Origin of the sequence: Sphingomonas sp., from assembly GCF_025362505.1 — a bacterium.
Taxonomy (GTDB): domain Bacteria; phylum Pseudomonadota; class Alphaproteobacteria; order Sphingomonadales; family Sphingomonadaceae; genus Sphingomicrobium.
In genome coordinates this window covers 1-25,872 of the sequence record NZ_JANYGG010000065.1, presented here as the reverse complement: position 1 = coordinate 25,872, position 25,872 = coordinate 1, and the positions used below count along the sequence as shown (strand labels likewise).

At 67.1% G+C, this 25,872-nt stretch carries 29 protein-coding genes and 1 tRNA gene; 21 read left to right on the top strand and 9 right to left on the bottom strand.

The genetic code is table 11. The annotated features are described in order from the left end of the window. Positions 1–15 precede the first annotated feature (15 nt). Positions 16–873 (bottom strand): metallophosphoesterase, encoded by an 858-nt coding sequence (locus tag Q0R27_RS05900; protein ID WP_293942190.1) that lies wholly within the window; start codon positions 871–873, stop codon positions 16–18. A 71-nt stretch (positions 874–944) separates the two neighbouring features. Between Q0R27_RS05900 and Q0R27_RS05895 the strand changes: the two genes are divergently transcribed. Next, entirely contained in the window at positions 945–2,012 is a 1,068-nt protein-coding gene (locus Q0R27_RS05895; RefSeq protein WP_293942188.1) for a phosphotransferase family protein, read from the top strand. On the opposite strand, the gene Q0R27_RS05890 is transcribed toward Q0R27_RS05895, so the two are convergent. From Q0R27_RS05890 to Q0R27_RS05875, 4 genes are read right to left on the bottom strand one after another with little or no spacing between them, the layout of a single operon-like run. Continuing rightward, positions 2,009–2,491 (bottom strand): NUDIX hydrolase, encoded by a 483-nt coding sequence (locus Q0R27_RS05890; protein WP_293942361.1) that lies wholly within the window; start codon positions 2,489–2,491, stop codon positions 2,009–2,011. The two genes, Q0R27_RS05895 and Q0R27_RS05890, sit on opposite strands and share 4 nt — an antisense overlap. A 47-nt stretch (positions 2,492–2,538) precedes the next feature. Further along, positions 2,539–3,213 carry a hypothetical protein gene (locus tag Q0R27_RS05885; RefSeq protein WP_366079936.1) on the bottom strand — a complete coding sequence of 225 codons (675 nt, stop codon included), beginning with the start codon at positions 3,211–3,213 and terminating at the stop codon, positions 2,539–2,541. Further along, a complete protein-coding gene (locus Q0R27_RS05880; protein WP_293942183.1) occupies positions 3,213–4,001 on the bottom strand; it encodes a TPM domain-containing protein in 789 nt (262 codons plus the stop codon). The genes Q0R27_RS05885 and Q0R27_RS05880 overlap by 1 nt, the downstream gene beginning before the upstream one ends. A 5-nt stretch (positions 4,002–4,006) precedes the next feature. After that, complete coding sequence (locus tag Q0R27_RS05875; protein WP_293942180.1) at positions 4,007–4,606, bottom strand: LemA family protein; 600 nt, start codon at positions 4,604–4,606, stop codon at positions 4,007–4,009. Between the two features lie 161 nt (positions 4,607–4,767). On the opposite strand from Q0R27_RS05875, the gene Q0R27_RS05870 reads away from it, so the two are divergent. The 5 genes from Q0R27_RS05870 to Q0R27_RS05850 all read left to right on the top strand — a co-directional run bounded on the left by Q0R27_RS05870 (position 4,768) and on the right by Q0R27_RS05850 (position 10,030). Then, a complete protein-coding gene (locus tag Q0R27_RS05870) occupies positions 4,768–5,781 on the top strand; it encodes a polyprenyl synthetase family protein (RefSeq protein ID WP_293942177.1) in 1,014 nt (337 codons plus the stop codon). Between the two features lie 155 nt (positions 5,782–5,936). Then, a complete protein-coding gene (gene hrpB / locus Q0R27_RS05865; protein WP_293942174.1) occupies positions 5,937–8,399 on the top strand; it encodes an ATP-dependent helicase HrpB in 2,463 nt (820 codons plus the stop codon). A 31-nt stretch (positions 8,400–8,430) separates the two neighbouring features. After that, positions 8,431–8,712 carry an NADH dehydrogenase ubiquinone Fe-S protein 4 gene (locus Q0R27_RS05860; RefSeq protein ID WP_293942171.1) on the top strand — a complete coding sequence of 94 codons (282 nt, stop codon included), beginning with the start codon at positions 8,431–8,433 and terminating at the stop codon, positions 8,710–8,712. A gap of 57 nt (positions 8,713–8,769) precedes the next feature. Then, entirely contained in the window at positions 8,770–9,900 is a 1,131-nt protein-coding gene (gene wecB / locus Q0R27_RS05855; RefSeq protein WP_366079953.1) for a UDP-N-acetylglucosamine 2-epimerase (non-hydrolyzing), read from the top strand. A 55-nt stretch (positions 9,901–9,955) separates the two neighbouring features. After that, positions 9,956–10,030, top strand: a tRNA-Glu gene (locus Q0R27_RS05850). Positions 10,031–10,150: 120 nt separating this feature from the next. Here Q0R27_RS05850 and Q0R27_RS05845 read toward each other — a convergent pair. The 3 genes from Q0R27_RS05845 to Q0R27_RS05835 form a co-directional block, all read right to left on the bottom strand. Further along, on the bottom strand, positions 10,151–10,549 hold the full coding sequence (locus Q0R27_RS05845; protein ID WP_293942168.1) for a hypothetical protein: 399 nt from the start codon (positions 10,547–10,549) through the stop codon (positions 10,151–10,153). 81 nt (positions 10,550–10,630) lie between these two features. After that, the gene (locus Q0R27_RS05840) at positions 10,631–11,323 is read right to left on the bottom strand and encodes a hypothetical protein (RefSeq protein WP_293942165.1); all 693 of its coding nucleotides are present in this window, start codon (positions 11,321–11,323) and stop codon (positions 10,631–10,633) included. A 4-nt stretch (positions 11,324–11,327) separates the two neighbouring features. Then, positions 11,328–11,819, bottom strand: a complete 492-nt coding sequence (locus tag Q0R27_RS05835; RefSeq protein WP_293942162.1) for an RNA polymerase sigma factor — start codon at positions 11,817–11,819, stop codon at positions 11,328–11,330. Between the two features lie 80 nt (positions 11,820–11,899). On the opposite strand from Q0R27_RS05835, the gene Q0R27_RS05830 reads away from it, so the two are divergent. The 6 genes from Q0R27_RS05830 to Q0R27_RS05805 all read left to right on the top strand — a co-directional run bounded on the left by Q0R27_RS05830 (position 11,900) and on the right by Q0R27_RS05805 (position 18,183). Next, complete coding sequence (locus Q0R27_RS05830; protein WP_293942159.1) at positions 11,900–13,237, top strand: S8 family serine peptidase; 1,338 nt, start codon at positions 11,900–11,902, stop codon at positions 13,235–13,237. A gap of 88 nt (positions 13,238–13,325) precedes the next feature. After that, positions 13,326–14,033: a hypothetical protein gene (locus tag Q0R27_RS05825; protein ID WP_293942156.1), complete on the top strand. Its 708-nt coding sequence runs from the start codon at positions 13,326–13,328 to the stop codon at positions 14,031–14,033. A 695-nt stretch (positions 14,034–14,728) separates the two neighbouring features. Further along, entirely contained in the window at positions 14,729–15,463 is a 735-nt protein-coding gene (locus Q0R27_RS05820) for a Crp/Fnr family transcriptional regulator (protein WP_293942153.1), read from the top strand. Positions 15,464–15,923: 460 nt separating this feature from the next. Beyond that, on the top strand, positions 15,924–16,271 hold the full coding sequence (locus Q0R27_RS05815) for a hypothetical protein (protein WP_293942150.1): 348 nt from the start codon (positions 15,924–15,926) through the stop codon (positions 16,269–16,271). Between the two features lie 106 nt (positions 16,272–16,377). Then, on the top strand, positions 16,378–17,904 hold the full coding sequence (locus Q0R27_RS05810; RefSeq protein ID WP_293942147.1) for a DUF4331 domain-containing protein: 1,527 nt from the start codon (positions 16,378–16,380) through the stop codon (positions 17,902–17,904). A 15-nt stretch (positions 17,905–17,919) separates the two neighbouring features. Beyond that, positions 17,920–18,183 (top strand): hypothetical protein, encoded by a 264-nt coding sequence (locus Q0R27_RS05805; protein WP_293942145.1) that lies wholly within the window; start codon positions 17,920–17,922, stop codon positions 18,181–18,183. A 44-nt stretch (positions 18,184–18,227) separates the two neighbouring features. On the opposite strand, the gene Q0R27_RS05800 is transcribed toward Q0R27_RS05805, so the two are convergent. After that, positions 18,228–19,049, bottom strand: coding sequence for a DUF4198 domain-containing protein (locus tag Q0R27_RS05800; protein WP_293942142.1), 822 nt, complete (start codon positions 19,047–19,049; stop codon positions 18,228–18,230). Positions 19,050–19,115: 66 nt separating this feature from the next. Between Q0R27_RS05800 and Q0R27_RS05795 the strand changes: the two genes are divergently transcribed. From Q0R27_RS05795 to Q0R27_RS05755, 9 genes are all read left to right on the top strand, one after another. Beyond that, positions 19,116–19,664, top strand: a complete 549-nt coding sequence (locus tag Q0R27_RS05795; RefSeq protein WP_293942139.1) for a HupE/UreJ family protein — start codon at positions 19,116–19,118, stop codon at positions 19,662–19,664. Then, on the top strand, positions 19,661–20,143 hold the full coding sequence (locus Q0R27_RS05790) for a hypothetical protein (RefSeq protein ID WP_293942136.1): 483 nt from the start codon (positions 19,661–19,663) through the stop codon (positions 20,141–20,143). Before Q0R27_RS05795 ends, Q0R27_RS05790 begins: the two co-directional genes overlap by 4 nt. A 5-nt stretch (positions 20,144–20,148) precedes the next feature. Then, entirely contained in the window at positions 20,149–20,796 is a 648-nt protein-coding gene (locus tag Q0R27_RS05785; RefSeq protein ID WP_293942132.1) for a lytic transglycosylase domain-containing protein, read from the top strand. Further along, positions 20,793–21,092 carry a TrbC/VirB2 family protein gene (locus tag Q0R27_RS05780; RefSeq protein WP_293942129.1) on the top strand — a complete coding sequence of 100 codons (300 nt, stop codon included), beginning with the start codon at positions 20,793–20,795 and terminating at the stop codon, positions 21,090–21,092. The genes Q0R27_RS05785 and Q0R27_RS05780 overlap by 4 nt, the downstream gene beginning before the upstream one ends. Then, positions 21,093–21,365, top strand: coding sequence for a VirB3 family type IV secretion system protein (locus Q0R27_RS05775; protein ID WP_293942126.1), 273 nt, complete (start codon positions 21,093–21,095; stop codon positions 21,363–21,365). Next, positions 21,349–23,712: a VirB4 family type IV secretion system protein gene (locus Q0R27_RS05770; RefSeq protein WP_293942123.1), complete on the top strand. Its 2,364-nt coding sequence runs from the start codon at positions 21,349–21,351 to the stop codon at positions 23,710–23,712. The genes Q0R27_RS05775 and Q0R27_RS05770 overlap by 17 nt, the downstream gene beginning before the upstream one ends. Continuing rightward, positions 23,709–24,899, top strand: a complete 1,191-nt coding sequence (locus Q0R27_RS05765) for a type IV secretion system protein (protein ID WP_293942120.1) — start codon at positions 23,709–23,711, stop codon at positions 24,897–24,899. Before Q0R27_RS05770 ends, Q0R27_RS05765 begins: the two co-directional genes overlap by 4 nt. After that, positions 24,896–25,567, top strand: a complete 672-nt coding sequence (locus tag Q0R27_RS05760) for a type IV secretion system protein (RefSeq protein ID WP_293942117.1) — start codon at positions 24,896–24,898, stop codon at positions 25,565–25,567. Before Q0R27_RS05765 ends, Q0R27_RS05760 begins: the two co-directional genes overlap by 4 nt. Then, on the top strand, positions 25,564–25,872 hold a 309-nt coding region (locus Q0R27_RS05755; RefSeq protein ID WP_293942113.1), incomplete at its 3' end, for a TrbG/VirB9 family P-type conjugative transfer protein. The genes Q0R27_RS05760 and Q0R27_RS05755, both read left to right, overlap by 4 nt.

Here is a 25,872-nt window from a genome sequence, read left to right as displayed (position 1 = left end):
ACAGCACAAGCGGACTTATTGCGTGACCCCTTCGATAACCTCGTTGACCGGCTCGCCACCGTCGAGGTCCCAATGTTCGCCATTGCGGTCGAAGCACTGGCTGTCGCCGCGCGCGAAACGGTCGTCCTGCCACGTCTCGATCGTCACTTTGACATGATTGGCCTCGACCTCGATGTGGTTGAAGCTCTGCCCCTCGCCGCGCACCCGGGTCGAGGTCGCGGTGCCGGCCTGCACAATTAGCGCCCGACCCGCGCCGTGGACCAGGCTGCTGGCGTGGGTCGAAGCGAGGTGATTGTGCCCTGCGAGGAGGAGGTCGACCCCAGCCTCGGCGATCGCGGCGAGCGCGTCCTGCTGGTGGTGGACCGGCACGCCGTGCTCGCCGCCATCGCCGACCGGAAGCGCGAATAACGGGTGGTGCGTGACGAGGATGCGGACATTGTCCGGGTCGGTCTTCGCGAACGTGTCGCGGATGAAGCGGATCTGCTCGTGGCTGATGCTGCCGTCCTTGAACGTCGCCGAGCGCGCAGTGTTGATCCCGAGGATCGACGCGCCGGGCAGATCGTGAAACGGGCACAGCGTGTCGTCGATATATTTGCGATAACGCGTCAGTGGCGACAGGAACCGCCGCAATACGTTGTAAAGCGGGATGTCGTGGTTGCCCGGCACCGCGAGCACCTCATGCCCCGCCTCGCGCAGCCGGGTCAGGAACCGGCCCGCGTCCCTGAATTGCTCGGTCCGCGCGCGCTGGGTGAAGTCCCCGCTGATGACGACGAGGTCCGGATGCTCCTCATCGACACGGCACGCGACCGCTTCGACCAGCTTGGGATCATGCGCGCCGAAGTGGAGGTCGGAGAGATGGAGAATACGGGCCATGCGCGATCAACGCCGAGGACGCCGCCCGGGTCCGTCTTGCGTCCATCATGGCACTGTCTAAAGACAGCGCAATGGACAGGACCAAAGCCAATAGCGGCACGCGTGAGGTCGCCGAACGATTGCGCTTCGACGAGGCGGCGCTGGCCACATGGATGAAAACCAGTGTCCCCGAATTCGCCGGACCGCTAAGCGTCAGCCAGTTCGCCGGTGGCCAGTCGAACCCGACCTATCGCCTCGATACGCCCAACCGATCCTACGTCCTGCGCCGCAAGCCGCCGGGCAAATTGCTCCCCGGCGCGCACGCGGTCGAACGCGAGGCGCGCGTGATGTCGGCGCTCGGCGCGACGGGCTTTCCCGTCCCCCACGTCCACGGCCTGTGCGACGACGAGGCCGTGCTCGGCACCCCCTTCTTCGTGATGGACATGGTCGAGGGCCGGATCATCTGGGACGCGACCTTCCCCGGACTGTCGAACGCCGACCGCGCGGCGCATTTCGACGCGATGAACGCCACCATCGCCCAGCTTCACAGCCTCGATCCGGCGGCGATCGGCCTTGGCGACTATGGCCGCCCCGGTGGCTTCGTCGAGCGGCAGGTGGCGCGCTGGTCGAAGCAATACGAGAGCGATGCCGAGGCCGGGCGGGTGCCGGCGATGGACCGGCTGGTCGAATGGCTCCACGCCAACCTTCCCCCCGACCGCGGCGAGGTCCGCGTCGTTCATGGCGACTATCGCTGCGACAACATGATCTTCGCCCCCGCCGAACCGCGCGTCCTCGCCGTGCTCGACTGGGAGCTCTCGACGCTCGGCGATCCAGTAGCCGACTTCGTCTATCATCTGATGGTGTATCGCATGCCTGCCGAGCTGTTCACTGGCATCGCCGGGGTTGACCTCGGCGCGCTCGGCATCCCGTCCGAGGAGGACTATCTCGCCACCTATTGCCGCCGCACCGGACGCGACCATCTCCCCGACCTTGACTACCTCATGGTGTTCGTGATGTTCCGCCTCGCCGCGATCATCCACGGCATCAAGGGCCGGTTGGCGCGCGGCAACGCCTCGTCGGAGCACGCGCTGGAGACTGTTGCCAAACTCGAAGCACTGGCCGACCTCGCCTGGACCCAGGCCGAGCGCGCCCGCCTCTAAAAGCCGAGCAATGCCAGCAGCTTGACGTCCATCGCCAGACCCGCCGCGCGTCGCTCGGCGATAAACCGAGGCAGATCCCCGCGCGGGACGAGGCGAACGGTGATCCCCTCCTCCTTGGTGCCCCCACCCTCGCCGACCTTGGTCAGCCCGTGGGCGCGAACGAGGGTGAAGCTCTCCGACAGCATCCCCGGCGACGAATAATATTCGCCGAGCAATTCGACTCGCTCGGCGCGGAAGCCAGTCTCTTCCTCAAGCTCGCGGATCGCCGCCGCTTCCACCGTCTCGCCCCCGTTGTCGTCACCGATCAGCCCGGCGGGAAGTTCGAGGCACTTGCCGCCGAGCGGCACGCGATATTGCTCGACCAGGATCACCGACCCGTCGACCTCGGCGAGGATCACCGCCGCGCGAATCCCGCGTGATCGCCCGGCGAATTCCCACCGCCCGCGCCGCTGGGCGGTAACGAACCGCCCCTCCCACATCGTCTCGAGCGGCGCATCCCAGTGTTCGGGAGCGTCGTCGGGCAAGCTCACAGTTCAACCAGCCGGTCCGGAATCTCGTTGGTGTCGGCGTTGGTCTTGGGGAAATGCGTAGCGAGCACCTCGCCGATGATCCCGATCGCGGCGACCAGCCCCTCGGCCGGGCGACCCGCGCGCAGTTCCGCGACCAGCGCCGCCATCGCCTCGCCCCACAGATCTTCGTTCGTAACCTTGTGCAGCGCCTCGTCGGCGACAATTTCAGCGCGGTGTTCGGCCAGCGACAGGTAGATTAATATCCCGGTCCGCCCGATCGTCCGCCGCTCGGCCCCCGCCTTGAACACCATGATCGCGCGCCGTCGCACCCGCCGCTGCTTGGTCGAGGCCGGGGTCAGCGCCATCCGCAACGCCGGGATGCGCAGCACGAGCAGCACCACGGTGAAATTGAGTACCGCCAGCACCATCAGCAAGGTCAGCAGCTCGCGCGGCCCCGGAGCCGCGCGCCAGCCACCGAAAAGAAATGCGTCGACCCGGTCGAGCGTCCCCGGAAACGCCGCGAACCACGCCAGCACCGCGATCAGCAGCGCCACCGCCCAGTGCAGCGCGACATCATGATAGGCGTCGCTTGACGGGGTCGCCGCCGCGACGACCTCGCCGTCGCTCTTCATCTCGGCCGCGGTAATCGCCGCGCCGATCATTGCGCGGTCCGCTTCGCTTAGCTTGAGCATCACCATCCCCCCGACGATCCGCCGCCGCCGAACGATCCGCCACCGCCCGAGAAGCCGCCGCCACCGCCGCCGCCCCAGCCGCCACCACCGCCCCAGCTCGACCCGCCGCCGCCGCCGCCCAGCCCCGGACCCCACAGGATCACGGGCGCCACGCCGCCACTACCAAAGCGCTTGCCGCCCGCGCGGCGCACCAGCGGCATGACCACGAACAGGATGATGATGATCCAGAAGATGATCGGCACGAGGCCCGGCCCCGCGCTTGCGCGGCTCTTCTCCCGTTCGCCGATTGCCGCCGCGCGCTTCTGCATCTCGGCTGCCGGAAGCGACATGAACTGGACCAGCTGGTCGGTCCCCGCGACCACCCCGCCGCCCATGTCGCCCGCCTTGAATTTGGGCAGGATCGCCTCGCGGATGATCACGCTCGACACCGCGTCGGTGACGAACACCCGCGCGCCATAGCCCGTCTCGATCCGCACTTTGCGCTCGGCGGGCGCGACGAGCAGGATCACCCCGTCGTCCTTGCCCTTCTGCCCGATCGCCCAGGTCCGCCCCAGCCGATAGCCGTAATCTTCGATCGGACGCCCCTCGAGGCTCGGCACCGTTACCACCACCAATTGCCGCCCGCTCCCTGCCTCGAGCGCGGCGAGTTTCGACGTAATGTCCATTGTTTGCGGCACGCTCAGCAGATGCGCGTTATCGACCACGCGCCCGGTCAGCGGGGGGAAGGTTTGGGCGGCGAGTGGCGCAGCGACGAGCGCCAGCCACAGCGCCGCGAGGAAGCGGATCATCCGCCCTAGCCGTTATTGCCGAAATCGACCTTGGGCGCGGCCTGCGAGCCAGACGAGGCCTCGAACATCGACTTGGGCTTGGCGCCGTAAAAGATCTTCGCGCCGATCGCGTCGGGGAAGGTCCGAATGCGCGTGTTATACGCCTGCACCGCCTCGTTGTAATCCTTGCGGCTGACGAGAATCGAATTCTCGGTCCCTTCGATCTGGCTCTGCAGGGTCAGGAAGTTGGCATTCGACTTGAGGTCGGGATAGGCCTCCTGCAATCGCTGCAGCGGGATGATCGCCGCCGAAACCCGGTTTTGAGCGTCGTTGAACGCCTTGACCTTGGCCGGGTCGCTAAGATCGTCGGCGCTGAGCTTGATCGATCCCGCGGCGGCACGCGCCTGCGTCACCTCGATCAACACGGTCGATTCCTGCTTGGCGTAGCCCTTTACCGTCGAAACGAGGTTCGGGATGAGGTCGGACCGGCGCTGATACTCGCTCTGCACCTGACCCCACTTGGCGTTGACATTCTCCTCCGCGGTCGGGATCGAATTGAGCCCACAGCCCGACAGGCTGAGCGCGGCGAGGGGAGCGAGAAGACCGAAGCGGCGAAGTGCAGTCATGTGAAACCCCTGAATGGCCTAAGGAAGCGATAGGTAAGCCGCGCCGGGCCTGCTTTCAATTGGCCATTCGACGAGCGCCGCCGTCGTTTCCGCAAAAGCGGGAAGGCGGCTCTTTGACCAACGACCTTGCCCTCCCCGCTGCGCCCTCCTAATTGCGCAGCGTGACCGCCACCGTCTCGACCCTTGCCGACCGACGTGCGCCCAGCCTCGCCCCGCTGCTCGCCCTCACCGCCGAGCCGATGCACGCGGTCAACGCGGTCATCCTCGACCGCATGCAGTCGAAGGTCGCCCTGATCCCCGAGCTTGCCGGCCACCTCATCGCCGGCGGCGGCAAGCGGATGCGGCCGATGCTGACCCTCGCCAGCGCCGCGCTCCTCGATTACCCCGGCACGCGCCACCACAAGCTCGCCGCCGCGGTCGAGTTCATCCACACCGCGACCCTGCTCCACGACGATGTCGTCGACCTCTCCGCCATGCGCCGCGGCAAGCGCACCGCCAACCTCATCTGGGGCAACCCCGCCAGCGTGCTGGTCGGCGATTTCCTGTTCAGCCGCGCGTTCGAATTGATGGTCGAGGACGGCAGCCTGAAAGTGCTCAAGATTCTCAGCCACGCTTCGGCCGTGATCGCCGAGGGCGAAGTCGACCAGCTCACCGCCCAGCGCCGCCTCGACACCGGCGAAGACCAGTATCTCGCGATCATCATGGCCAAGACCGCCGCGCTGTTTGCCGCCGCCTGCCGTATCGCCCCGGTCGTCGCCGAAGCGGGTGAAACCGCCGAGGACGCGCTCGACGCCTATGGCCGCTACCTCGGCATCGCCTTCCAGCTGGTCGACGACGCGATCGACTACACCAGCGACGAAGCAACCATGGGCAAGGGCCTCGGCGACGATTTCCGCGAGGGCAAGATGACCCTCCCCCTGATTCTAGCTTACGCCCGCGGGTCCGCCGACGACCGCGCCTTCTGGCAGGCCGCCGTATCCGGCGACCGCGTCGCCGACGACGATCTCGCCCACGCCGTCACCCTGTTGCGGAGCAGCGGCGCGATCGCCGACACATTGGAGCGCGCCCGCTACTACGGCCGCCGCGCAACCGACGCCCTCGCCCCCTTCGCCCCCAGCCGCGCGAAAGCGGCGATGGTTGAAGCGGTCGAATTCGCGGTAGCCCGCGCTTACTAAGGCCCGACGACGCCGCTGTCCTACAGCGCCGCGATCTGTCACAGCGCGATCATGCCGCACCCTCGCGCCCCGGCCTTGCCCAACCTCTGCGAGATGCACCCCCCCGGCAGAATAATAACTGTAGCTAGTGTCCATGTTGTCCATGTTGGCCGGCGATGAGCGACCATCAGCTCCCGATCGACTCGGTCCTGCCCGACCTGCTCGCTACGTTGCGCGACGGCCCGCGGGCGCTCCTCATCGCTCCGCCTGGCGCGGGCAAGACCACGCGCGTCGCCCCCGCGCTGCTCACCGAGCCGTGGTGCAGCGGCCAGGTCCTGCTGCTTGTCCCGCGCCGCCTCGCCGCCCGCGCCGCCGCCGAATATATGGCGCGCGCATTGGGCGAGGAGCCGGGCGCCACCATCGGTTACGCCACCCGCCTCGATGCCCGCGTCGGCAAGGCGAGCCGGGTGATCGTGATGACCCACGGCGTGTTCCTCGCCCGGCTTCAGGCCGACCCAGAGCTCGGCGGCGTGTCGGCGGTGCTGTTCGACGAGGTTCATGAGCGCAGCCTCGACAGCGACCTCGCGCTCGCCCTCGCGCTCGATGCGGCCGGAGCACTGCGCCCCGACCTGCGCATCCTCGCCATGTCCGCCACCCTCGACGGCGAGCGGTTCGGGCGCTTGCTCGGCAACCCGCCGGTGATCGAGAGCGAGGGGCGCAGCTTCCCGCTCACCCTCAACCACATCGGCCGCGATCCGACCGCGAAGATCGAGCCGCAGATGGCCGCCGCGATCCGCCGCGCACTGGCCGAGCATGACGGGTCGCTGCTCGCCTTCCTCCCCGGAGTCGCCGAAATCGAGCGCACCGCGACCGCGCTCGGCGAACTTGCGCCCGGCATCGTCCTCCACCGCCTCCACGGCCAGATCGACCCCGCCGCCCAGCGCGCCGCGCTCGCCGCGCCCGCGCCCGGCACGCGCAAGCTCGTCCTCGCCAGCGCCATCGCCGAGACCAGCGTGACCCTCGACGATGTCGCGATCGTGGTCGATAGCGGCCTCGCGCGGCGCCCGCGCTACGACCGCGGCGCCGGCCTCACCCGCCTCGTCACCGAGCGGGCCAGCCGCGCCGCCGCGACCCAGCGCGCCGGTCGCGCCGCCCGCCAGCGACCCGGCGTCGCGATCCGCCTGTGGGAGGAAGCCGCCAACGCCGCCCTCCCCGCTCACGACCCGGCACAGATCGTCGATGCTGACCTGTCGAGCCTGCTGCTGACGTGCCTGACGTGGGGCGAGACCGACCCGACGAAGCTCCCCTTCCTCGACCAACCAAGCGCGGCGGGCCTGGCCGAGGCACGCGACCGCCTGTCGCGATTGGGCGCGATCGACGAGGCGGGCGCACTGACCCCGCACGGCAAGGCGATTGCCGCATTACCCCTCGAACCACGCCTCGCGCACATGCTGATCGAAACGAGTGCGCGCGGCTATGGCGACGTCGGCGCCGAAGTCGCGGCGCTGCTCGCCGAACGCGGGCTCGGCGGGAACGATGCCGACCTCGAGACCAGGTGGCGTCGGTGGAAAACCGACCGCAGCCCCCGCGCAACCGCCGCAAGAAGAATGGCTGAAGGTTGGGCGAAGCGCGCCACTTCCCGCTCCCGTGGCGGGAGAGAGGCGCTCCCCCTCGCCGTTGCCCTCGCCTTCCCCGACCGTGTCGCGCGCCGCCGCGATCCGTCCGGCGAGCATTACGCCTCGATCGGCGGCCGCGGGTTCCGTCTCGACCCCGCCTCGCCGCTTGCCCGCGCCGAATGGCTCGCCGTCGCCGAAGTGGCCGGTGCCGCCGCGGGTGCGCGGATCATGTCTGCCGCCGCGATCGACCAAGCCGACGTCGAAGCCCTCTTTGCCGACCGCATCACCCGCTTCTCCGATGTCCGCTTCGACCCCGCCACCAACGCCATCAGCGCGACCGTCGGCCGCCGCCTCGGCGCGCTTCGCCTGTCCTTTGCGCCAGACCCCTCGCCCCCCGCCGAGGCGATTGCCGCGGCGCTGCTCGACGCCGTCCGCAAACACGGCCTCGCTCTCCTTTCCTGGCCCGAATCCGCGACCGCGCTGCGCGCCCGCGCCGCCTTCGCTCGCCAGCACGACCCCGCCATCCCCGACCTGTCCGACGAAGCCCTGCTCGCCACCCTCGACGACTGGCTCCCCCCGCTCATCGCGAACAAGCGTCGACTCGACGCCATCGATCCCGGCCAGCTCCACGCCGCCCTCGACATGATCCTCAGCTGGGACGCGGCACGCCAGGTCGACAAGATCGCCCCCGCGGCCTTCGCCTCGCCCGCCGGCACCTTCCACGCGATCGACTACACCGCCCCCGGCGGCCCAACCGTCGAACTCCGTCCCCAGGCCCTCTACGGCCTCTCCGCCCACCCCACCGTCGCCGGCGACCGCGTGCCCCTCATCCTCTCCCTCACGTCCCCCGGGCACCGCCCCATCCAGACCACGCGAGACCTGCCCGCCTTCTGGGCCGGATCGTGGCGCGAGGTCGCCAAGGAAATGCGCGGCCGCTATCCGCGCCACAACTGGCCCGACGATCCCACCGCTGCCGTCGCCTCGCTGCGCACGAAGCGGGCGCAAGCGCGCGGCGGCTCTTGATTCCCGCCGCGCCCTGCGGCACCGCGCACCCATGACCACCGCGCGCATCATCGAGGACGACCGCAAGACGACCCAGTCGGGCAAGGCCAAGGCCGGTCGCTGGCTGCTCGAATTCGAACGCGAGCAGGCGATGCGCCCCGATCCGTTGACCGGCTGGTCGGGCTCGGGTGACACGCCAACGCAGGTCCGGCTGGTGTTCGACAGCAAGGATGAGGCGATCGCCTACGCGACGCGCAAGGGCTTCGACTATCACCTCGTTCCCGCCGCGCCGGCGACCCTGAAGCTCCAGGCCTACTCCGACAATTTCCGCTAAGCTTGCGTTACCCGCCGATCTGAGCCAGTCTCCCCTCGCCGAAGACTAGGGGGACCGCTGAGCGGTTATTTCGTCCAACTAATCGTTGGAACGCGTCCAGAAGCTATCAAGCTTGCTCCACTTGCTCACGCGCTCGCCGCGGCGGGGGTCGCGCCGCATCTCGTCCTGACGGGACAGCATCCCGGGTTGCGCGCGGCCGACCATGGCCTCGGTGGCTTGCCGTGCGAGGAACTCGGCTGTGCCGGGATCGAGGATCCGGTCGAGCATGCCGCGCTCGTCGCCGCCGCGCTCGCGTCGGTTCTCGTCCGGCGGCAGCCCGACCTCGTCATCGTACAGGGGGACACGTCGAGCGCGCTTGGCGGCGCGATGGCGGCGCATGAGGCCGGCCTGCCGATCGGCCATGTCGAGGCCGGGCTGCGCAGCTACGACCGCGCCATGCCGTGGCCGGAGGAGGGCAACCGCATCGCCATCGATGAAATCGCCGACCTGCTGTTCGCGCCCACGCCTGGCGCCGCCGCGAACCTGCATCGGGAGGGGTTCAGCGGCACCGTGCACGTCACCGGCAACACCGGGATCGACGCGCTGCACGCGACGCTCGCAACCTTGCCCCGGGCGACGCACAAGCTGGCCGCCGTCGGCGCCGCGCTCAACATCGTCGTCACCTGTCACCGTCGCGAAAATTGGGGGCCCGGCCTGGGATCCCTCGCCGTCGCGCTGGTGACGCTCGCCGCGGAAGGCTGCGCGGCGATCGAAGTGGTGCTTCACCCCAACCCGCGCGTCGCCGAAGTCATGCACCTGCTGTTCGCCGGCCAGCCGGGCATTTGCCTGTCCCTGCCGACCAGTCACCCGGCCATGATTGACCGGCTCCGCCGCGCCGACCTCGTCCTCAGCGATTCGGGCGGCGTCCAGGAAGAGGCCCCGGCGCTGGGCGTCCCGCTGCTCGTGCTGCGCGACAAGACCGAGCGACCCGAAGCGATCGCCTGCGGCAATGCCATCCTCGTCGGCACCACGACCGGCAAGGTGCTGAGCGAGGTTCGTCGGCTTCACGCCGATCGTGCCGCGCTGGCGGCGATGGCGCGCCCCGCGCTGCCGTTCGGCGACGGTCGCTCGGCCCCCCGCATCGCTGCCCTGATCCGCGCCTGGCTGATCGAACAGGACCGCCCTCAGGTCGCCCGCCGCCGCGCCTGATTGACGAATCCGCCAAGACCGGACATAGCGCCCCAGCCCGGCGCGCGTGTCGCACGGCCCCTTCGTCTAGCGGTTAGGACGTCGCCCTCTCACGGCGAAAACACGAGTTCGATTCTCGTAGGGGTCACCACCTTCTAAGTGGCTGATAACATTGGACTTTATGTTCAATATATCTTAGGCCAAATGGCGCATTCTCGCCAAATAATGACGGCATAAGTGTCGATGCTCCGGCTGAGAAAGTCGCGCCGGCCTAACATGCGGTAATCCTACGGCCGTTTCTCTTTGCCGCGAAAACTGTGTCTCGGCATTGATTGAACCGCAAGCCGGCTAGCGGAGCAGAAGTGCATCCTGGTCGGCCTAGCTCAATGGCATCGGCGGCAAGGCGATAGGGTGCGGGGTCGCCTTCCCTGATCGTCCTTGGGTGGGTAACATAATAGCGGAACCGCTGGCCGTTGCGCGTAGTATAGACTGGTCCCATCGTCCGTCCGTGACGATCGACGATGAGACCTTGCAACAGGCTGCCCGAGACCAGCTTGGGTCCACGCACGGCACTCGTGCTGAACGCGGTGAGGATCGCCTGCGCCTCTGTCTCGTTGACGACCAGCTTGCGGTCGGCGACATCATAGGCGAGCGGAATGGTCCCGCCCATCCACATCCCCTTGGCCTTTGACGCAACGAACTTCCATGCAGGCAGAGAGCTATTCGAACCTCCCTGCGATTGCTCATTTCATCAGCGCCATCGCCTAGTGCGCGCTTCGACTTCGGCGCGAGCGTCGACGGGATCGCCCGCGATGGTCTCGTCGATCAGAGTGGCGAGGCGTGGGTCCGGGCCGGCCGCCATCCGGTAATCGCTACTCCCGTCGGGCGCGCCATCCGTCGCGAACAGCCCGCGGACACGCCAGCCGCCCTGCTCGTGACAGGCGAGTCCCGACGAGCCGGGCTGGGTGAAGCTGCGGCACATCGCGCCCTGTTTGGCGCGGAACGTCAGGCCGATGCGGATCGCTGAGCCAGCAGCCGGCGTGCTCGCAAGTTGGGTGTCGAGCGCCGCACCAAGCGCACCCCCGGCCATGACCGGCTGATCACCATGCGGCGTTGTCAGGATCCCTCGCTCGAAGAACAGGCTCGTAGTCAGCAGCCCGAGTACCAGCGTGGCCGCTAGCGCCGCCCATTGTGCGCGCGCCGGAAGCCAGCCGCGGCGACGTTGCCGCGCGGCGGCGAGATCGATGACCTGCGCGCTCGGGATGGCCAGGGCGGGCGCGGCCATCACCGGGTCGAACGCTTCCTTCAGCCGCGCCGCGAACGCGCGATGATGTTCGGCCTTCGCGGCAAGTTCGCTGTCGGCGGCAACCTCGGCGGCGACCTCGGCCGCCTCGGCTGCGGACAGCTCGCCATCGAGCCACGCAAAAAATTTCTCGTCGGTCATCGGCTCACTCCTCGCCGAGCAGTTTCATCAGCGCGGTGCGCCCGCGCAGCAAGCGGCTCGACACGGTGCCGATGGGCACGTCGAGCATTTCCGCTGCCTCGCGATAGCCGAACCCCTCGATCAGGATCAGCGCGACCACTTCGCGCTGCTCGGCGGGGAGCCGCTCCATCGCCGTCATGACCCGGCCCAGGTCGATCGCCGCGTCGGTTGCAGCCCGCGGGTCGTGACCGACATTCAGCCCGGCCTCCGGCGGCGCCTCGACCTTCGCCGCGCGCTGACGGGCGCGCGCCGTGTCGATCCACAGGTTGCGCATGATCCGGAACAACCATGAATCGAGCCGCGTCCCCGCTTGCCACTGGCCGCGCGAGCGAAGCGCCCGCTCCAATGTCAGCTGGGTAAGGTCGTCGGCATCGGCGGCATCGCGCGACAGGGCGTGCGCGAACCGCCGCAGCCGCGGCAGGCAAGCCCCCAGTCCCTGATCGAAATCGAGATTCATTGCACCTCATGCGGATGAAACGACGAACCGCGCTCGTTTCCTCCACAGCCATTCATCATTTGCCGTTAAAAGGTCCTGTCATGTCCGCACCGCGCCGTCACCTGTTCACCGCCATGTTGCTAGTCGCTGCCTCGGTCGCGAGCGCGGCGACGGCGCAGCTGTTGCCATCGATCAACCAAGCGGTCGGCGGTCTCGGCAATTTGCCAGTCCTTGGCGGCGTGCTCGGCGGGGAGCGCGGGCCAGGTGGGTCGAGCGCAATTTCAAATTCTGCGCCCGGAGTCCTGCGGACGCTCGATACGGTGGCGGTCGAGGGCGTCGCGGGGCTCGATCCGGCGAGCCTGCTCGATATTCGCCGACTACGGCTGAGGGAGCTGGTGCGCGAGAACGGCCGGGCATTGGAAATGGACAATGACGGCAATCCGGTCCGCCGCGGCGAGCTGGTCGCGGTCGATCTGGGCGAAGCGTCGCTGAATGCGGCGCGCGGCGCGGGCTTCATCGTGCTTCGCGACGCGCGGTCGGCCGAGCTGGGGTTGCGCATGACGATCCTGTCGGCGCCGCGCAAGATAAGCGCGCGCGAGGCGCTGAAGCGGCTGCGGCAGGCGGCGCCGGGGATCGATGCCGACTACAATCATCTGTTCGAGCCGGCCGGCGGCGGGCTTGCCGTCGCGGCGGGAGCTGCGCTGGCGAGTGGTGCTGGCGGAAACGCGACGCGGATCGCAATGATCGACGGGGCGGTAGCGTCGCACCCGTCGCTCGCCGGTGCGTCGATCGAGCAGAAGGGTTTTGCCGGCAATCCCGCCCCGACCGGACATGGTACGGCGGTCGCTTCGCTCATCGTCGGCGACCAGGGACCATTTCACGGTGCCGCGCGCGGGGCGTCGCTGATCGTCGCCGACGTCTATGGCGGCAATCGCGCGGCAGGCTCGGCCGAAACGGTCGCGCGCGCCCTGTCGTGGGCCGCGGCGAAGCGGCCACAAGTGATCAACATCAGCCTCGTCGGGCCGAATAACCGCCTGCTCGCCAGGGCGATCGAGGCGGTCGAGCGGCGCGGGATCGCGGTCGTCGCGGCGGTCGGCAACGATGGCCCAGCCGCGCCGCCGCAATATCCCGCATCCTACCCGGGGGTGATTGCGGTCACCGCGGTCGACGCGCGCGACCGGGCGCTGACCGAGGCGGGAAAGGCTGTTCACCTCGATTTCGCCGCGCCCGGCGCCGATCTCGCCGCTGCGCTCCCGGGCCGAGGCTTTGCACGGGTACGGGGGACAAGCTTCGCCGCGCCGCTGGTCGCCGCGCGGCTGGCGCTGACGGGCAGCGCGGCGCGCCTCGCCGCCGAAGCCGTGCCGGGCAAGGGACGGGTCGGCCGCGGCATCATCTGCCGCGCTTGCCGGATCGATCCGCGGCTGGTCGGAGCGAAATAAATCGTCGGCCCGGGGATGAAGCGCGCGTGCGCCGTCGTTCTCTCGATACTGGGGCAAGAACCGCCCCGATGACGAGGGAGACATCATCATGATCAAATCGAAACTTCTGCTCGCAGCGCTGATCGCCGGGTCGAGCGCTATCCCCGCCCAGGCGCAGCTGCTCGGCGGCGGCAATCTCGGTGGCGGGCTGATGGGCGGCGTCACCGGTAATCTCGGTGGCGTGGTCAATGGCGCGGGTTCGCTCGGCGGTTCGGGCAGCGGCGGGCTCGGCGGAAGCCTTGGCGGCAATGTCCTCGGGTCGGTCACCAACGGCCTGTCCAACAATGTCTCGAACAGCGTGTCGGGAAGCGTCACCAAATCGCTCTCGGCCAGCGCCAGCCGCTCGCTCGACACGCGCAGCGGCTCGGCCAGCGGCGACGTCGGGCTTGCGGGCACGATCTCCGGCGCGGCCAGCGGGGCCTCATCGGCGAGCGGGCTCGGCCAGGCCGCCAACCTCGCCGGTTCGGGCTCGGGCAGTGCCTCGGCGAGCAAGAATGCGAGCTTCGGCCTGAACGCGCTCGGCACCGACCAGCTCGGCGCGATCGCCGGTCAGGCGACGGGCACGGCGCAGGGCGCTGCGTCGGCAATGGGTCAGCAGGCGGTGCAGGCCGGGGCCAGCGCCCGTGGTTCGGCATCGGGGGCCGCGTCAGGCGCGCTTGGCGCGGCAAACGGGCTGGGCAACAGTGGGAATGCCAGCGCGTTGGCGAACGGCAGTGCCAACGGCTCGGCCAATGCCACCGGATCAACCAGCTTCTAACTTCGCACAACTGAACGATCGGCCCGCTGCTCGAACCCAATCGAGCGGCGGGTTCTTCGCAAAGCCGGCCAAGCTCCATTCGGCCACTTCCGGTCATTTCGATGTTCACAGACTGGAACGACCGGGTTTGGCCGATTGCGGTCCAACTGCTTTTAGGTCGCAGCCACGCAAAGGTGACATTCGAGCTAAGCAACCACGAGTGTGTGCTCTCGATCCAATCTATTACATCCGCCGAAACGCAGCTGACGGGATAAAGCGGTATTTCTGTTTCACTTTTGCCGCGACGTTATTGGGGCTGGATGCAGGCGCCAAGCTTCGGCAACTGCCATTGCCATCCGCCGCGGCGAGCCGTGAAACCCGACCTCCGACCGAAAGCGGCAAATGCGCGCTTCCATTCGTTTGTTTGCGAAGGATATCCACGGCTGCGTGGGGCGAATTAATTCATTTTCATAGCAAAAAGAATAATTTACAAGGCCCCCGAATGCCGTTTGTTCGCGCCCCCACAACTGAGAATCGCAAACGGTCGGAAAAGGAACCGAATAGCTTCCGGTCGGTTGTCGTTCCGGAGACCCACTGTGCTTGAATCTGATTTGTCACCTGAGTGCTTGACTCAATCTCTTCTTGCCCTTGCGCGCGACAATTCCTGCAACCCACAAGTCGGTTTGCCTCTGAAATCAATTGTCCCGAGGCGAAGTTTGCAGATCCATCAGCAGCGCGCCGAGCGCGGCAACCTCGAGCGACTGGTCCGATCGATCACCGAAGGTTCGGCAGATGGCATCGAACAGGCGACGATCCTTGGCCTTTGGCGAAGCGCGCGGCATGATCCAGCCAATACTGTGCTAGACGCTTCCAATGGGGTTCGCCTCATTACGAGCGGCTGGGTGGGTTGGGTGCGCTATGCCGACGACGGCCAGCGACTGATCTTTCTCTTCCTGATGCCCGGCGATTTCATCGTCCCCGGCCTGTTCGAGCCGGGCTGCTGCGACGTGGTCACCCTCACGCCACTGCGGACCGTAGATGCCTCGCCACTTATGCAAGAGGGCGCGACCACCACGCCGAAGTCTGCTGCGATGATTGCTCGTAGCGGACGCGACTATCGCCTGCTGCTCGTTGATCATCTGACGCGATTGACGAATGGCTCGACGACGCGAAGTGTCGCCCACCTCTTAAATGAGTTCTTCGAGCGCTCGGTTCGCGCCGGCTGGTGTGAAAACGGCCGCTTCAGTCTCCCTATCGGCCAACGAGTCCTCGCTCGATCGCTCGGCCGAAGTACCGTCCAGATCAACAAGATCATCAACAAGTTCCAGACCGATGGCTTGCTCAGAGTCGGCTATGACTGGGTCGAGGTGCTTCAACCCGACGCGCTCCGCACAGCGGCTGGAATTACTCACAGTGCTCGAGGTCGGTCGCCGGTAAGCGCCGGTCTCTGACAAGCGTTCGCTGCCTTAACCAACAGTCATTCGAATAGTGTTGCGGCCGCCCGACCGAGACGATTATTCTCGTCGTTCAATGCGATCCTCTGTCCATCCGCCGCGGGCTCGGCCCTTGCGCCGACGCGAGCGCATCGAGCGTGGAAGCGTGTTGATCTCCATCATCACTGCCCATCTGCTCGTGTTGCTGTGGCTCGCCACCAGGCCGCTGACGGAGCAAGTGCGCCGCGATTCGGGAGGGGATCTCGTCCTTATCTCGGTCTCGGACGGCAAGCGTGCAGCAACCCCGCCAACCGTCCCAAAGCCCCCGCCTGCGATCGTATTACCGGCCCCAGCAATCATCCTTCCAAGCCCGCTTCCCACGCCAACCGAGCAACAAAATTGGTCGCAAGCAGGAGAGGCCGGTGGTTGTGCGCTTGCGGCCCGCTCAGCCGAGGCCATCGCCAAGGATCCTCCGGCGATGGCCGAGCTCGCGGCACTTGCACCCGCTTACCGGACGTCGGCGGATGCGGTGATGCTGTGGAACGGCGAGTGGCTGGCGGGTACTCCCGGATCGATCGCCTCGCCGGCAACCCCGTCGCTTCGTCGGGTCGTAGAGCAGGTGGTCACCGAGGCCTCCCCCGAATGTCGAGCCGCGCCCACGAACGGTCCGCAATTTATCGCGATCCCTGAGCAGGGCCGCACGACGACGCTCGTGATCGGATCGGGGGCTTGGCGGTGGTCCGACCTCCTGGCGATCTCACCGGCCTGCCTCGAAACCCCGTCAGATGCTTGTTTGTCGCCTTTGCCGCCCTCGACGACCCCCTGAGCGATCAATTATCTTAACGTTAAGCCGAATGTTCGCAGGCGTTCGCAACTTCCCCGCCAACGGTCCGTATCTCCCCGAACAACAGACGCGCCACGGGAGGCTCAATATGACCAATAGCTTTAGGATCACATCCGCCATTGGGTTGGTAACACTATGCATTGCCGGCACGGCAATCGCGTCTAGCCACCGCGAAGCACCGGGCATCACCAAAATGCCCAAGGTCGACAACACCGATACATATGCCTTCCGCAGCTACGAAACCGGCCGCGCCGGGTTCACCACTCTAATAGCCAATTTCCAGCCGGGCGAATATCCAGGCGCCGGTCCCAACTATTACACGATGGACCCTGACGCGATCTACGAGATCCATGTCGACAATGCTGGTGATGCCAAGCAACATCTGACCTTCCAGTTCAAATTCACCAACACGCTCAAGTCCGACACCGGCAAGACCGTGACCGTCGGCGGCAAGGTGCTTCCGATTGCGCTCAGGGCCATCGGGCCGATCTCGCAGCCGCTCGACGCCAACCTTGGCGAAGATGAGCAATATACGCTCACCCTCGTCACCGACAGCGCTACCACGGGCACGCGCGCCGCGGTGACCAATGCCAGCGGCGGCGGATCGACCTTCGTCAAGCCGTTCGACAACTCCGGCAACAAGACCATCGCCAACTATCCGGCCTATGCCAACCAGTTCATCTACAACGTGAATATCCCGGGCTGCGCGACCGCTGGCCGGGTCTTCGCGGGCCAGCGCCAGGAAGCCTTCGCGGTCAACCTTGGGCCGATCTTCGATCTCGTCAACTTTGTGCCGATCGAGGGCAGCATTGCCCAGAGCGACGCCAATCAAGAACTGATCGGAAAGGCCAACGTAACGACCCTTGCGATCGAGGTCCCGACCTCGTGCCTCGTCGGTTCGGGTAATGGCAACATCGGCGTTTGGTCTACTGCCAGCCTGCCGCAGGCCAAGCTTCACAAGCCCAATCCAACCTATAAGAATCCGACGTTGTCAGGCGGCGCTTATACGCAGGTCTCGCGTCTCGGCATGCCGCTCGTCAACGAGCTCGTTATCGGCCTGCCCCAGAAGGATTTGTTCAACGCGGCAAAGCCGACGCAGGACGGAGCGCTGGCGGATTACGTCACCAACCCGACCTTCCCGGCAATCCTCGAGGTGCTGTTCGGCGGGGCCGGGATCAAGGCGCCGACCAACTTCCCGCGTAAAGATCTGGTCGCGACCTTCCTGACCGGAATCGCGACACTCAACCAGCTGAAGGCGGTCACCCCGTCGGAGATGATCCGTCTCAATACGACGATTACCGCTACGCCCGCCGCCAGCCAGAGCAGCCTTGGCGTCGCCGGCAACGATTTGGCCGGCTTCCCCAACGGTCGTCGTCCCGGCGATGACGTCGTCGACGTCGTCCTTCGCGTTGCCATGGGCCGGTTATGCTATCCGGTCCCGATCGCAGGTACGCCGACCGACCTCGCCTTGTGCGCGCCGGCCGACGCGCCTTCGGGCCAGGTGCCGTTTACCGATGGCGCCCCGAGCAGCGCCACGGGCAGCTATCTGACGCAGGCCTTCCCGTACCTTGGTGCTCCGCTGCGCGGTTCGCCGCGTCCGCAGACCCAGCCGTAAGCGGAAGGAAAGAGCATGACCAAGAAGCAACTGGTGCAACGCGCACTTATCGGAACGGCCCTCGCGCTTCCCCTCGCCGCTTGCGGCGGGGGAGGCGGCGGAGGATCCGATTCCGTCATCACCCCGCCGGTGGTCGTCACGACCGCGCAGGAGGACAAGTTCGGCATCCCGTTCGGGATCGACTTCCGCGCGGCGATGAATTCGGAGCCGGCGAGCGTCAGCGACGGCGACATCGTCCCGGTCACTTTGACCAACGATCCGATCGACATCACGCCGTGATGAAAAAGGGAAGCCCGGTGATCCAGCGATCGCCGGGCTTTCGCTTACCGACCGCGTTTGGCGGCGTAACCGAAGGTGAGACTGGAGAACGTAGTCAGGAAGTCGGCGCCGCGCGATGCGATTGGCTTGGTCCAGATGACGTTGACGAGCCAAGATCCGACTGGCGGCACCTCGAAAGTGGCTTGACCCTTGGCATCCGAGCGGACCACGCGCAGGGGCTTTGCGTCGAATTCAAGGCTGGTGAGTTTCACCAGTGCACCAGGCAAGGGACGGCCTTCGTAGAGGATCTGGATGGGGAGGACATGATCGGCGCCCAACGAGTAAGGATTGCGCAGCGGAACGATCTCGAGCGTGAGGCCGAGCGCACGCGTGGCGAGCGCGTCGTCACTCGGCTTCGGCCGTCCGACCTGAACGAGCGCCTTTGCGCGGCGGCTGTAGAGTTCGCGGCCGTTGCTGTTCATCGCGCCGCTGCGGGTGCGTGCGTCGATCGCCGGGGTCAGCCCCTCGGCCTTGATATAATCGTTGAAGCGGATCGCCGGCAGGTCGCTCGCGGCGTTGGTCGAGACGAGACTGACGATGTGCAGTCCCTCGCGGCGAAAAGTGCGCGTCAGGTGGGGAACTTCGCCCCCCGGTTTGAACAGCGGGCGGACATCTACAGCGCCGCCGTGCGCGAGATCGTTGAGCGCGAGCAAATGGCCACCGTCGGCACCCCATTGCTGGCGGAAAGAGCCGTGGCCGACCTCGACGACAAACGGCAGCGGATTGCCCGGCGCGGTCTGCCAGCTTTGCGGTTGCAGCCAGAAGTCGTGAGCGGATGCGGTGCCGGCAAGCGACAAGCCGATGATCGTTGCAACAAACCCACGCATCTGCATCGTTCCTTATATCGAAGACGGTCACTAATAGCGCAATCAATTGCCGGTGTCTCGCTAATAATGATTGCTGGTCCGGCAGTTGCGCATGCCGGAACCGGGTTACCGGGCGGCTTTATTGCCGGAGTCGAGCATCCTTTGACTGGGCCCGACCATATGTTGGCGATGGTCTCTGTCGGCCTGTGGGGATATTTTCTTGGAAAGCCGATGATTTACTTGCTGCCGATGGTCTTCCCGATCATGATGGCGATCGGTGCGGGGGTTGGCATGGCGGGCGTTAGCCTGCCTCCGGTCGAGATCGGCATCGCCGTCTCGGTCTGTGTGCTCGGAGCGCTAATCCTCGGCGCGGTCAAGGCGCCGACATGGATCGCCTGCGCGGTGGTCGGGTTGTTCGCGCTGTTTCACGGCTATGCCCACGGCATCGAACTGCCCTCTGCGGCCGACCCGATCGGTTACAGTCTCGGGTTCGTGCTGGCGACGGGGTCGCTTCATGTCGCGGGGATCGCCATCGGCTCGCTCGCGGCGCTTCCGCGCGGCGAGACGGTCCTGCGCGGGCTCGGCGGCGTGGTGTGTGCGATCGGGCTCGGCTTCCTGTGGGTCGCCGCGCGATGAGGGGCGGATTCCTGCCTCCCGCGATCCTGATCGCGGCGCTCGGCGTGGCGCTCGCCTTCATCCCGCTCCGCCGCGCGCTCATCGCTGCGGGCGTGATGGCAATCGTCGCATTGGGAACATGGTGGATCGGACCGCCGGCGCGCTGGATCGAACCGATCTTCGTCGGCTGCTGGCTAAGCGTCATCGCCACCGCTGCGCTGGTCCATCGCCCGCTCGACCTGCCGTCAGCGTCGTTCCTTGCCGCCGCTGCCAATGCCGGGCTGTGGGCCGGCGCAGTGATCGCGGTGGCGGGCAAGGCAAGCGACCTCGCGATCGCCCTGCCTTGCGTGCTGCTACTCGTCGTCGGTCGCCCGATCGTCGTCCGCGGCTGGGGCATCGGCGTGAAAGTGCTGGCCAGCTGGCTGACCGCGGTCGCGATTCTGGCGACGATGGTTTCCCTGACCCCGACGCCGGGTTACAAACCCGATCATATGGAATGAGACTTATGGCCGACCGCTCCGATCGCCCGCTACGCTTTGCCTTCTGGTTCGGGCTCGCGTCCTTGTCCTTCGCCGCGCCCGCGCAAGCTCAGGTGATCGAGATCGGAGACGATGGCGCCGCGAGGACTTTCGCCAAGCCTACCCGCTTCATCGGCGGCGATGTCGCTGGCGATCTTGCGTCGACCGTCACCATCCGCCCCCCGGAAGTCGATCGCTACGAGCGTGCCGCCAAGGCTGAGGGGCTCGACGTCCACCTGCTGCGCGCGGTCGCCTGGACAGAGTCGCGCGGCCGCCAGAATGCGGTCAGCCCCAAGGGCGCGCTCGGCGTGATGCAGCTGATGCCCTCGACCGCCGCCGAGATGGGCATCGACCCGCTCGATCCCGACGCCAACCTCCATGGCGGGGCGCGCTATCTCGCGCGGCAGCTGTCGCGCTTCCAGAGCGTCCCGCTGGCGCTCGCCGCCTATAATGCGGGCCCGGGCGCAGTGCTTCGCTGGGGCGGGATCCCGCCCTATGCCGAGACGCAAGCCTATGTCGCGCAGATCATGTCACGGTATCAGGTCGCGCCCGCCTCGATCGTCCTCCGAAAAATTGCCGCAACGCCGATCGCCCGCCGGGTTGATCTCATGCTCATCGAGGTGCCTTCACTGTGAAAAAGCTTATTCCCGCCGCCGTCCTGACGCTGTTCGCCGCGGCCCGCGCCGACGCGCAATATGCCGCCCCCGACCCCGCCGGTTCAGGCCCGATCATTGGCGCGGTCGATTGGCTTCAAGGCACGCTGCTCGGCAATGTCGCGACCGCCGTTGCAGTCATTGCGGTCGCCGCCGTTGGGTTCATGATGCTGACCGGACGGATAAACTGGAAATATGGCGCAACAGTCGTTGTCGGGTTGTTCATCCTGTTCGGCGCGGCGTCGATCGTCGGCGGCATTCGCTCGGTCGCCGGCTAGATGGCCGACCCGCTGTTCCGCGCATTGGCCCGGCCGCAGATGGTGGCAGGCGTGACCTACCCGTTCTTCGTCATGAACGGGATCGTCGCGGCGGAGCTGTTTCTGGTGTTCAAGTCCCCGCTCGCTCTGCTCCCGGCGGTGATTATCCACGCGCTCGGCTATGCAGCGCATTTGCGCGATCCCCACGTCATGGCGCTGTGGATGACTAGCCTTCGCCGCACCCCGCGCGTCGCCAATTACAAGTTGCGGGGCGCCAATGTTTACTGCCCGTAACCGCGCCGCCCGGAAGGAAGTCGCGGCGGGGGTCCACCTCCCCTATCTGGCGCAGGTCGACGACCATACGCTGCTGACCCGCAACGGCCAGATGATGCAGGTCATCAAGCTCGACGGCCTGCCGTTCGAGACGATCGGCCGCGCCGACCTCGATTCACGGCTCGCGGTGCGCGATGCGATGTTCCAGTCGATCGGCTCGTCGCGCTTCGCGATCGTCCACCATGTCGTGCGCCGTGCGGTCGAACCACGCTTCGAGGGCCAGTTCGGCGACCCGTTCAGCGCAAGCCTCGACCAAGCATGGCGCGACCGTCTCGCCACCCGCAGATTGTTCGTCAACGACCTCTACCTGACGCTGATCGTACGCCCGTTGCGCGGTCGCGCTGGGTGGGCGGAGAAATTGCTCGGGGTCGCGGGCAGCCGGTCCGACCAGGGCGAGCGCGGCGCCGATCTGCGTCTTCTATCGCAAGCCCGCGAGCAGCTGATGGCCGCGCTCGAGCCCTATGGCCCGCGACTGCTCACCGCCTACGACCTGCCGAGCGGGCTCGCGTCGCAGCAGCTCGAATTCCTCGCGACGCTGTTCAACGGCACCGCGACTCCGATGCTGCTTCCGACCGGCGACCTCGGTCACGCCGTCCCGCGGCGAACGATCAGCTTCGGCGCCGACACGATCGAGCTCGGCCCGGTCGATGGCGAGCCGCCCGAGTTCGCGGCGATCCTGTCGGCCAAGGATTATCCAAGCACGACCTCGGCGGGGATGCTGGACGACATCTACCGCCTTCCGTTCGCGATGCAGGTGACGCAAAGCTTCGCCTTCGTCGACCGCGGCCCGGCGCAGGAGCGGATGGACCTGGCGCTTCGCCGGATGCGTTCGGCCGACGATGCCGCGGTGTCGCTGCGCACCGAACTCAGCGCCGCCAAGGACGATGTCGCCGCCGGCCGCGCCGGATTCGGCGAGCATCATCTGTCGATCCTGATCAGCGCCGACAGCCCTGAAAGCCTCGACCAGGCGACCGGCGAGGTGCAGGCGGCGCTGGCCGAAACCGGCTTCGCCGTCGTGCGCGAGGAACTAGGCCTCGAAGCCGCCTTCTGGGCGCAATTCCCCGGCAATTTCGACTATATCGCCCGGCGCGCACTCGTCTCGACCGCTAATTTCGCGGGCTTTGCCAGCGCGCATAATTTCCCCGTTGGTCGCCCCGACGGCAATCATTGGGGCGACGCCGTCACCCTGTTCGAGACCACCGCCGCCGGACCCTATTTCTTCAATTTCCATCGCGGTGATCTCGGCAATTTCACCGTCATCGGGCCGTCGGGATCGGGCAAGACCGTGGTGCTTGCCTTCCTCCTCGCGCAGGCGCGCCGGTTCGACCCGCGCATCGTCTTCTTCGACAAGGATCGCGGCGCCGAGATTTTCCTGCGCGCGATCGGCGGCACCTACGAGGCGCTGCGCCCGGGCGAGCCGACGCGGATGAACCCGCTCGCGCTGCCCGACACGCCAGTCAACCGCCGCTTCCTCGCCGAATGGCTCGCCCGGCTCGCGGTCGGCGAGGGCCAACCGCTGAACGTCGAGGAGACCGGCTGGATCGTCGAGGCGATCGACACCGCGATGGCGGGCCCGCGCGAGCTGCGCCGCCTGCGCCACGTCGCCGAGCTGTTCCGCGGGCGCGGGCGCGCCTCGGCGGGCGATCTCGCCGCGCGGCTTGCGCCATGGCATTCGGCGGGCGAATTCGCCTGGCTGTTTGACAATGAGGAGGACCGCCTCGACCTCGCGACCCCGACGCTCGGGTTCGACATGACCGCGGTCCTCGACCAGCCAGCGCTGCGCGCGCCGACGATGTTGTACCTGTTCCACCGCGTCGAGGAACGGCTCGACGGCAAGCCGACGATCATCGTCGTCGACGAAGGCTGGAAGGCACTCGACGACGAAGTGTTCGTGGCGCGCATCCGCGACTGGGAAAAGACCATCCGCAAGCGCGGCGGGATCGTCGGTTTCGCCACCCAATCGGCCTCCGACGCGCTGCAAAGCCGCATCGCCAGCGCGATCATCGAACAGGCGGGGACGCAGGTCTTCATGGCCAATTCGAGCGCGCAGGCGTCCGACTATATCGACGGCTTCGGGTTGACCGAGACCGAGTATGACATCGTCCGCTCGATGCCCGAGACCGCGCGCGCCTTCCTCGTCAAGCATGGCACCGACAGCGTCGTGGTGCGGCTCAACCTCGGTTCCGAACCGCAGTTGCTGACGGTGCTGTCGGGGCGTGAGACGACGGTGCGCCTGCTCGACAAGCTTCGCGCCGAGGTTGGTGACGATCCCGCCGACTGGCTTCCCAGACTGGTGGCGGCGGCATGAACCCCGACCTGTGTGCCCCAGCCGGAGCCCCCGGCCTCGTCGCCGACCTGCTCGCCAACACCGACTGTCAGGCCTCGAGCCTCGTCGAGCGCGGCTATTCCGCGCTGTCCACGCCAGGCGCCGCGACCGCCACGGTACTGACCTCGCTGATGGTCATTGCCGTCGCGCTCTATGGATACCGCCTGCTGCTCGGCAAGGGACTTGCGCTCAGCGACGTCACCGGCCTCGCCATCCGCCTCGGGGTCGTCCTGCTCCTGGCCGCTTCATGGTCCTCGTTCCAGGCGCTCGCCTATGACGCCTTCGCCCGCGCCCCGTCGCGCATCGCCAGCGAACTCGTCGTGGCGATCGATGCGCCAGCACCGCTCGATGGGGTGCAATCCGCGCTCGACCGGATCGAGCAGGGCAATGTCGGCTGGCGAACGAGGGCCGGGATTGCCTCGCCGCTGGTCGGTGGAGCCCCGACCGCGGCGATGGCGCTAAACGTCTCCTCCTTCCTGCTAACGCTCTCGACCGTCGGTCTGCTGGTCGTCTCGCGGATCCTGCTCGCGCTGCTGCTCGCGATCACGCCGGTAATGGCGGGATTCCTGCTGTTCGATGCGACGCGCGGGTTGCTCGAGGGGTGGCTGAGGGCATTGACCGGGGCGGCACTGGTCCCGCTGTTCGTTCTGATCCTGTGTGCGATCGAACTCGCGATCCTTTCCCCCTTGCTCGACCGGATGCTCGCCGATCAGGCCAGCGGCCGGTTCGAGCTAGACACCGTCACCCCGGTCGCGCTGGTCGTGATCGTGTTCAGCATCGCAATCGTCGCCTCGGCCCGCGCCGCAACCACCATCGCGCGCGGCATCCGGCTCCCGCGCAAGGGCTTCAGCGGCGGCGCTGCGGTTGCCGATGCGGCTCCCTCCGCAATCGCCGCCGAGCGTCCCCTGTTGCTATCCGGCCCCCGCTCGGCCACCGCCTCTCCTGTGGCGCGCGCGCTCGAAAGCGCGGCACGACGCGACGCCGAGGAAAGCACCCAGCGCACCGTCGCGGCGGCCTCCCGCGGCTCGCGTGAGATCCGCAGCGGCAGCACCACCATTGCGGGCGCCACAAGTGCGTCGAATCCGTCCGAGGCGGGCTCGCGACCCTATCTACCACCGCGTACCCGTCTTCCGCGCGCTTCACGCGCCGCAGCCCGCAGGGATATATGACCGAACACGACAAATATTATGCGGCCGCCCAAGGCTGGGCCGACGAGCGCGTCGAGTCCGAACGCAGGGCGCGCAAGCTTGCCTGGACCGTTGCCGCGGTTGCCGGAGGAATCGCGATCATCCTCGCGCTGGCGCTGGCGATGCTGGTGCCTCTCAAGACCGTCCAACCCTACGTCCTCACGGTCGACAAGCAGACCGGCGCCGTCGAAGTCGCGACCACCGTCGCCAATGGCCGACTGACCCAGAACGAGGCCGTCATCCAAGCGCAGCTCGCCAATTATGTCCGTGTCCGCGAGACCTTCGACGCGAGCGACCTCGCCGCCAATTATCGCCGCGTCCAGTTGTTGTCGGGCCCCGACGTTCGCACCGCCTACATCGCCTCGATGGCGGCAGCGAACCCCGCGAGCCCGCTCCACACCCTGTCCCCCGGGGATACCCTCGCGGTGCGGATCAAGAGTGTGTCGCTGACCGCCGCGGGCAGCGCACTCGTCCGCTACGACCTCGACCGCACCGTCGCCGGCGGACGCGGGGTCAGCTCAAGCCCCTATGTCAGCGCCATCACCTATGGCTTTAGCGACAAGCCCCTGCGCGCCGCCGACCGGTTCGAGAATCCGCTCGGCTTCGAAGTGACCCGCTATCGTCGCGATGCCGAGGGGATGACCCAGTGAAGCGAACCCTGCTCCTCGCGCTCGGCCTGTTTGCGCTGATGGGGGAAACGCTCCCCCTGCCCGGCCCGGTTGATCCGCACATCCAGCATGTCCTGTTCAATCCCGAGCAGGTGGTCGCGCTCCACGGCGCGCTCGGCTGGCAGATCATGATCGAATTCGGCGGCGACGAGCGGATCGAAAATGTCTCGATCGGCGACAGCCTCGCGTGGCAGGTGACCCCCAACAAGCGCGCCCGGATGCTGTTTCTCAAGCCCCTGCTGCGCAACGGCGCGACCAACATGACCGTCGTCACCAGCCTGCGACGT

Bases quoted from the DNA above. Each gene is read 5' to 3' on its own strand.
- Q0R27_RS05900 (WP_293942190.1), bottom strand. From the start codon at position 873: ATGGCCCGTATTCTCCATCTCTCCGACCTCCACTTCGGCGCGCATGAT.
- Q0R27_RS05895 (WP_293942188.1), top strand. From the start codon at position 945: ATGGACAGGACCAAAGCCAATAGCGGCACGCGTGAGGTCGCCGAACGA.
- Q0R27_RS05890 (WP_293942361.1), bottom strand. From the start codon at position 2,491: ATGTGGGAGGGGCGGTTCGTTACCGCCCAGCGGCGCGGGCGGTGGGAA.
- Q0R27_RS05885 (WP_366079936.1), bottom strand. From the start codon at position 3,213: ATGCTCAAGCTAAGCGAAGCGGACCGCGCAATGATCGGCGCGGCGATT.
- Q0R27_RS05880 (WP_293942183.1), bottom strand. From the start codon at position 4,001: ATGATCCGCTTCCTCGCGGCGCTGTGGCTGGCGCTCGTCGCTGCGCCA.
- Q0R27_RS05875 (WP_293942180.1), bottom strand. From the start codon at position 4,606: ATGACTGCACTTCGCCGCTTCGGTCTTCTCGCTCCCCTCGCCGCGCTC.
- hrpB (WP_293942174.1), top strand. From the start codon at position 5,937: ATGAGCGACCATCAGCTCCCGATCGACTCGGTCCTGCCCGACCTGCTC.
- Q0R27_RS05860 (WP_293942171.1), top strand. From the start codon at position 8,431: ATGACCACCGCGCGCATCATCGAGGACGACCGCAAGACGACCCAGTCG.
- Q0R27_RS05845 (WP_293942168.1), bottom strand. From the start codon at position 10,549: ATGGGCGGGACCATTCCGCTCGCCTATGATGTCGCCGACCGCAAGCTG.
- Q0R27_RS05840 (WP_293942165.1), bottom strand. From the start codon at position 11,323: ATGACCGACGAGAAATTTTTTGCGTGGCTCGATGGCGAGCTGTCCGCA.
- Q0R27_RS05835 (WP_293942162.1), bottom strand. From the start codon at position 11,819: ATGAATCTCGATTTCGATCAGGGACTGGGGGCTTGCCTGCCGCGGCTG.
- Q0R27_RS05830 (WP_293942159.1), top strand. From the start codon at position 11,900: ATGTCCGCACCGCGCCGTCACCTGTTCACCGCCATGTTGCTAGTCGCT.
- Q0R27_RS05825 (WP_293942156.1), top strand. From the start codon at position 13,326: ATGATCAAATCGAAACTTCTGCTCGCAGCGCTGATCGCCGGGTCGAGC.
- Q0R27_RS05815 (WP_293942150.1), top strand. From the start codon at position 15,924: ATGGCCGAGCTCGCGGCACTTGCACCCGCTTACCGGACGTCGGCGGAT.
- Q0R27_RS05810 (WP_293942147.1), top strand. From the start codon at position 16,378: ATGACCAATAGCTTTAGGATCACATCCGCCATTGGGTTGGTAACACTA.
- Q0R27_RS05805 (WP_293942145.1), top strand. From the start codon at position 17,920: ATGACCAAGAAGCAACTGGTGCAACGCGCACTTATCGGAACGGCCCTC.
- Q0R27_RS05800 (WP_293942142.1), bottom strand. From the start codon at position 19,049: ATGCGTGGGTTTGTTGCAACGATCATCGGCTTGTCGCTTGCCGGCACC.
- Q0R27_RS05795 (WP_293942139.1), top strand. From the start codon at position 19,116: ATGATTGCTGGTCCGGCAGTTGCGCATGCCGGAACCGGGTTACCGGGC.
- Q0R27_RS05790 (WP_293942136.1), top strand. From the start codon at position 19,661: ATGAGGGGCGGATTCCTGCCTCCCGCGATCCTGATCGCGGCGCTCGGC.
- Q0R27_RS05785 (WP_293942132.1), top strand. From the start codon at position 20,149: ATGGCCGACCGCTCCGATCGCCCGCTACGCTTTGCCTTCTGGTTCGGG.
- Q0R27_RS05775 (WP_293942126.1), top strand. From the start codon at position 21,093: ATGGCCGACCCGCTGTTCCGCGCATTGGCCCGGCCGCAGATGGTGGCA.
- Q0R27_RS05770 (WP_293942123.1), top strand. From the start codon at position 21,349: ATGTTTACTGCCCGTAACCGCGCCGCCCGGAAGGAAGTCGCGGCGGGG.
- Q0R27_RS05765 (WP_293942120.1), top strand. From the start codon at position 23,709: ATGAACCCCGACCTGTGTGCCCCAGCCGGAGCCCCCGGCCTCGTCGCC.
- Q0R27_RS05760 (WP_293942117.1), top strand. From the start codon at position 24,896: ATGACCGAACACGACAAATATTATGCGGCCGCCCAAGGCTGGGCCGAC.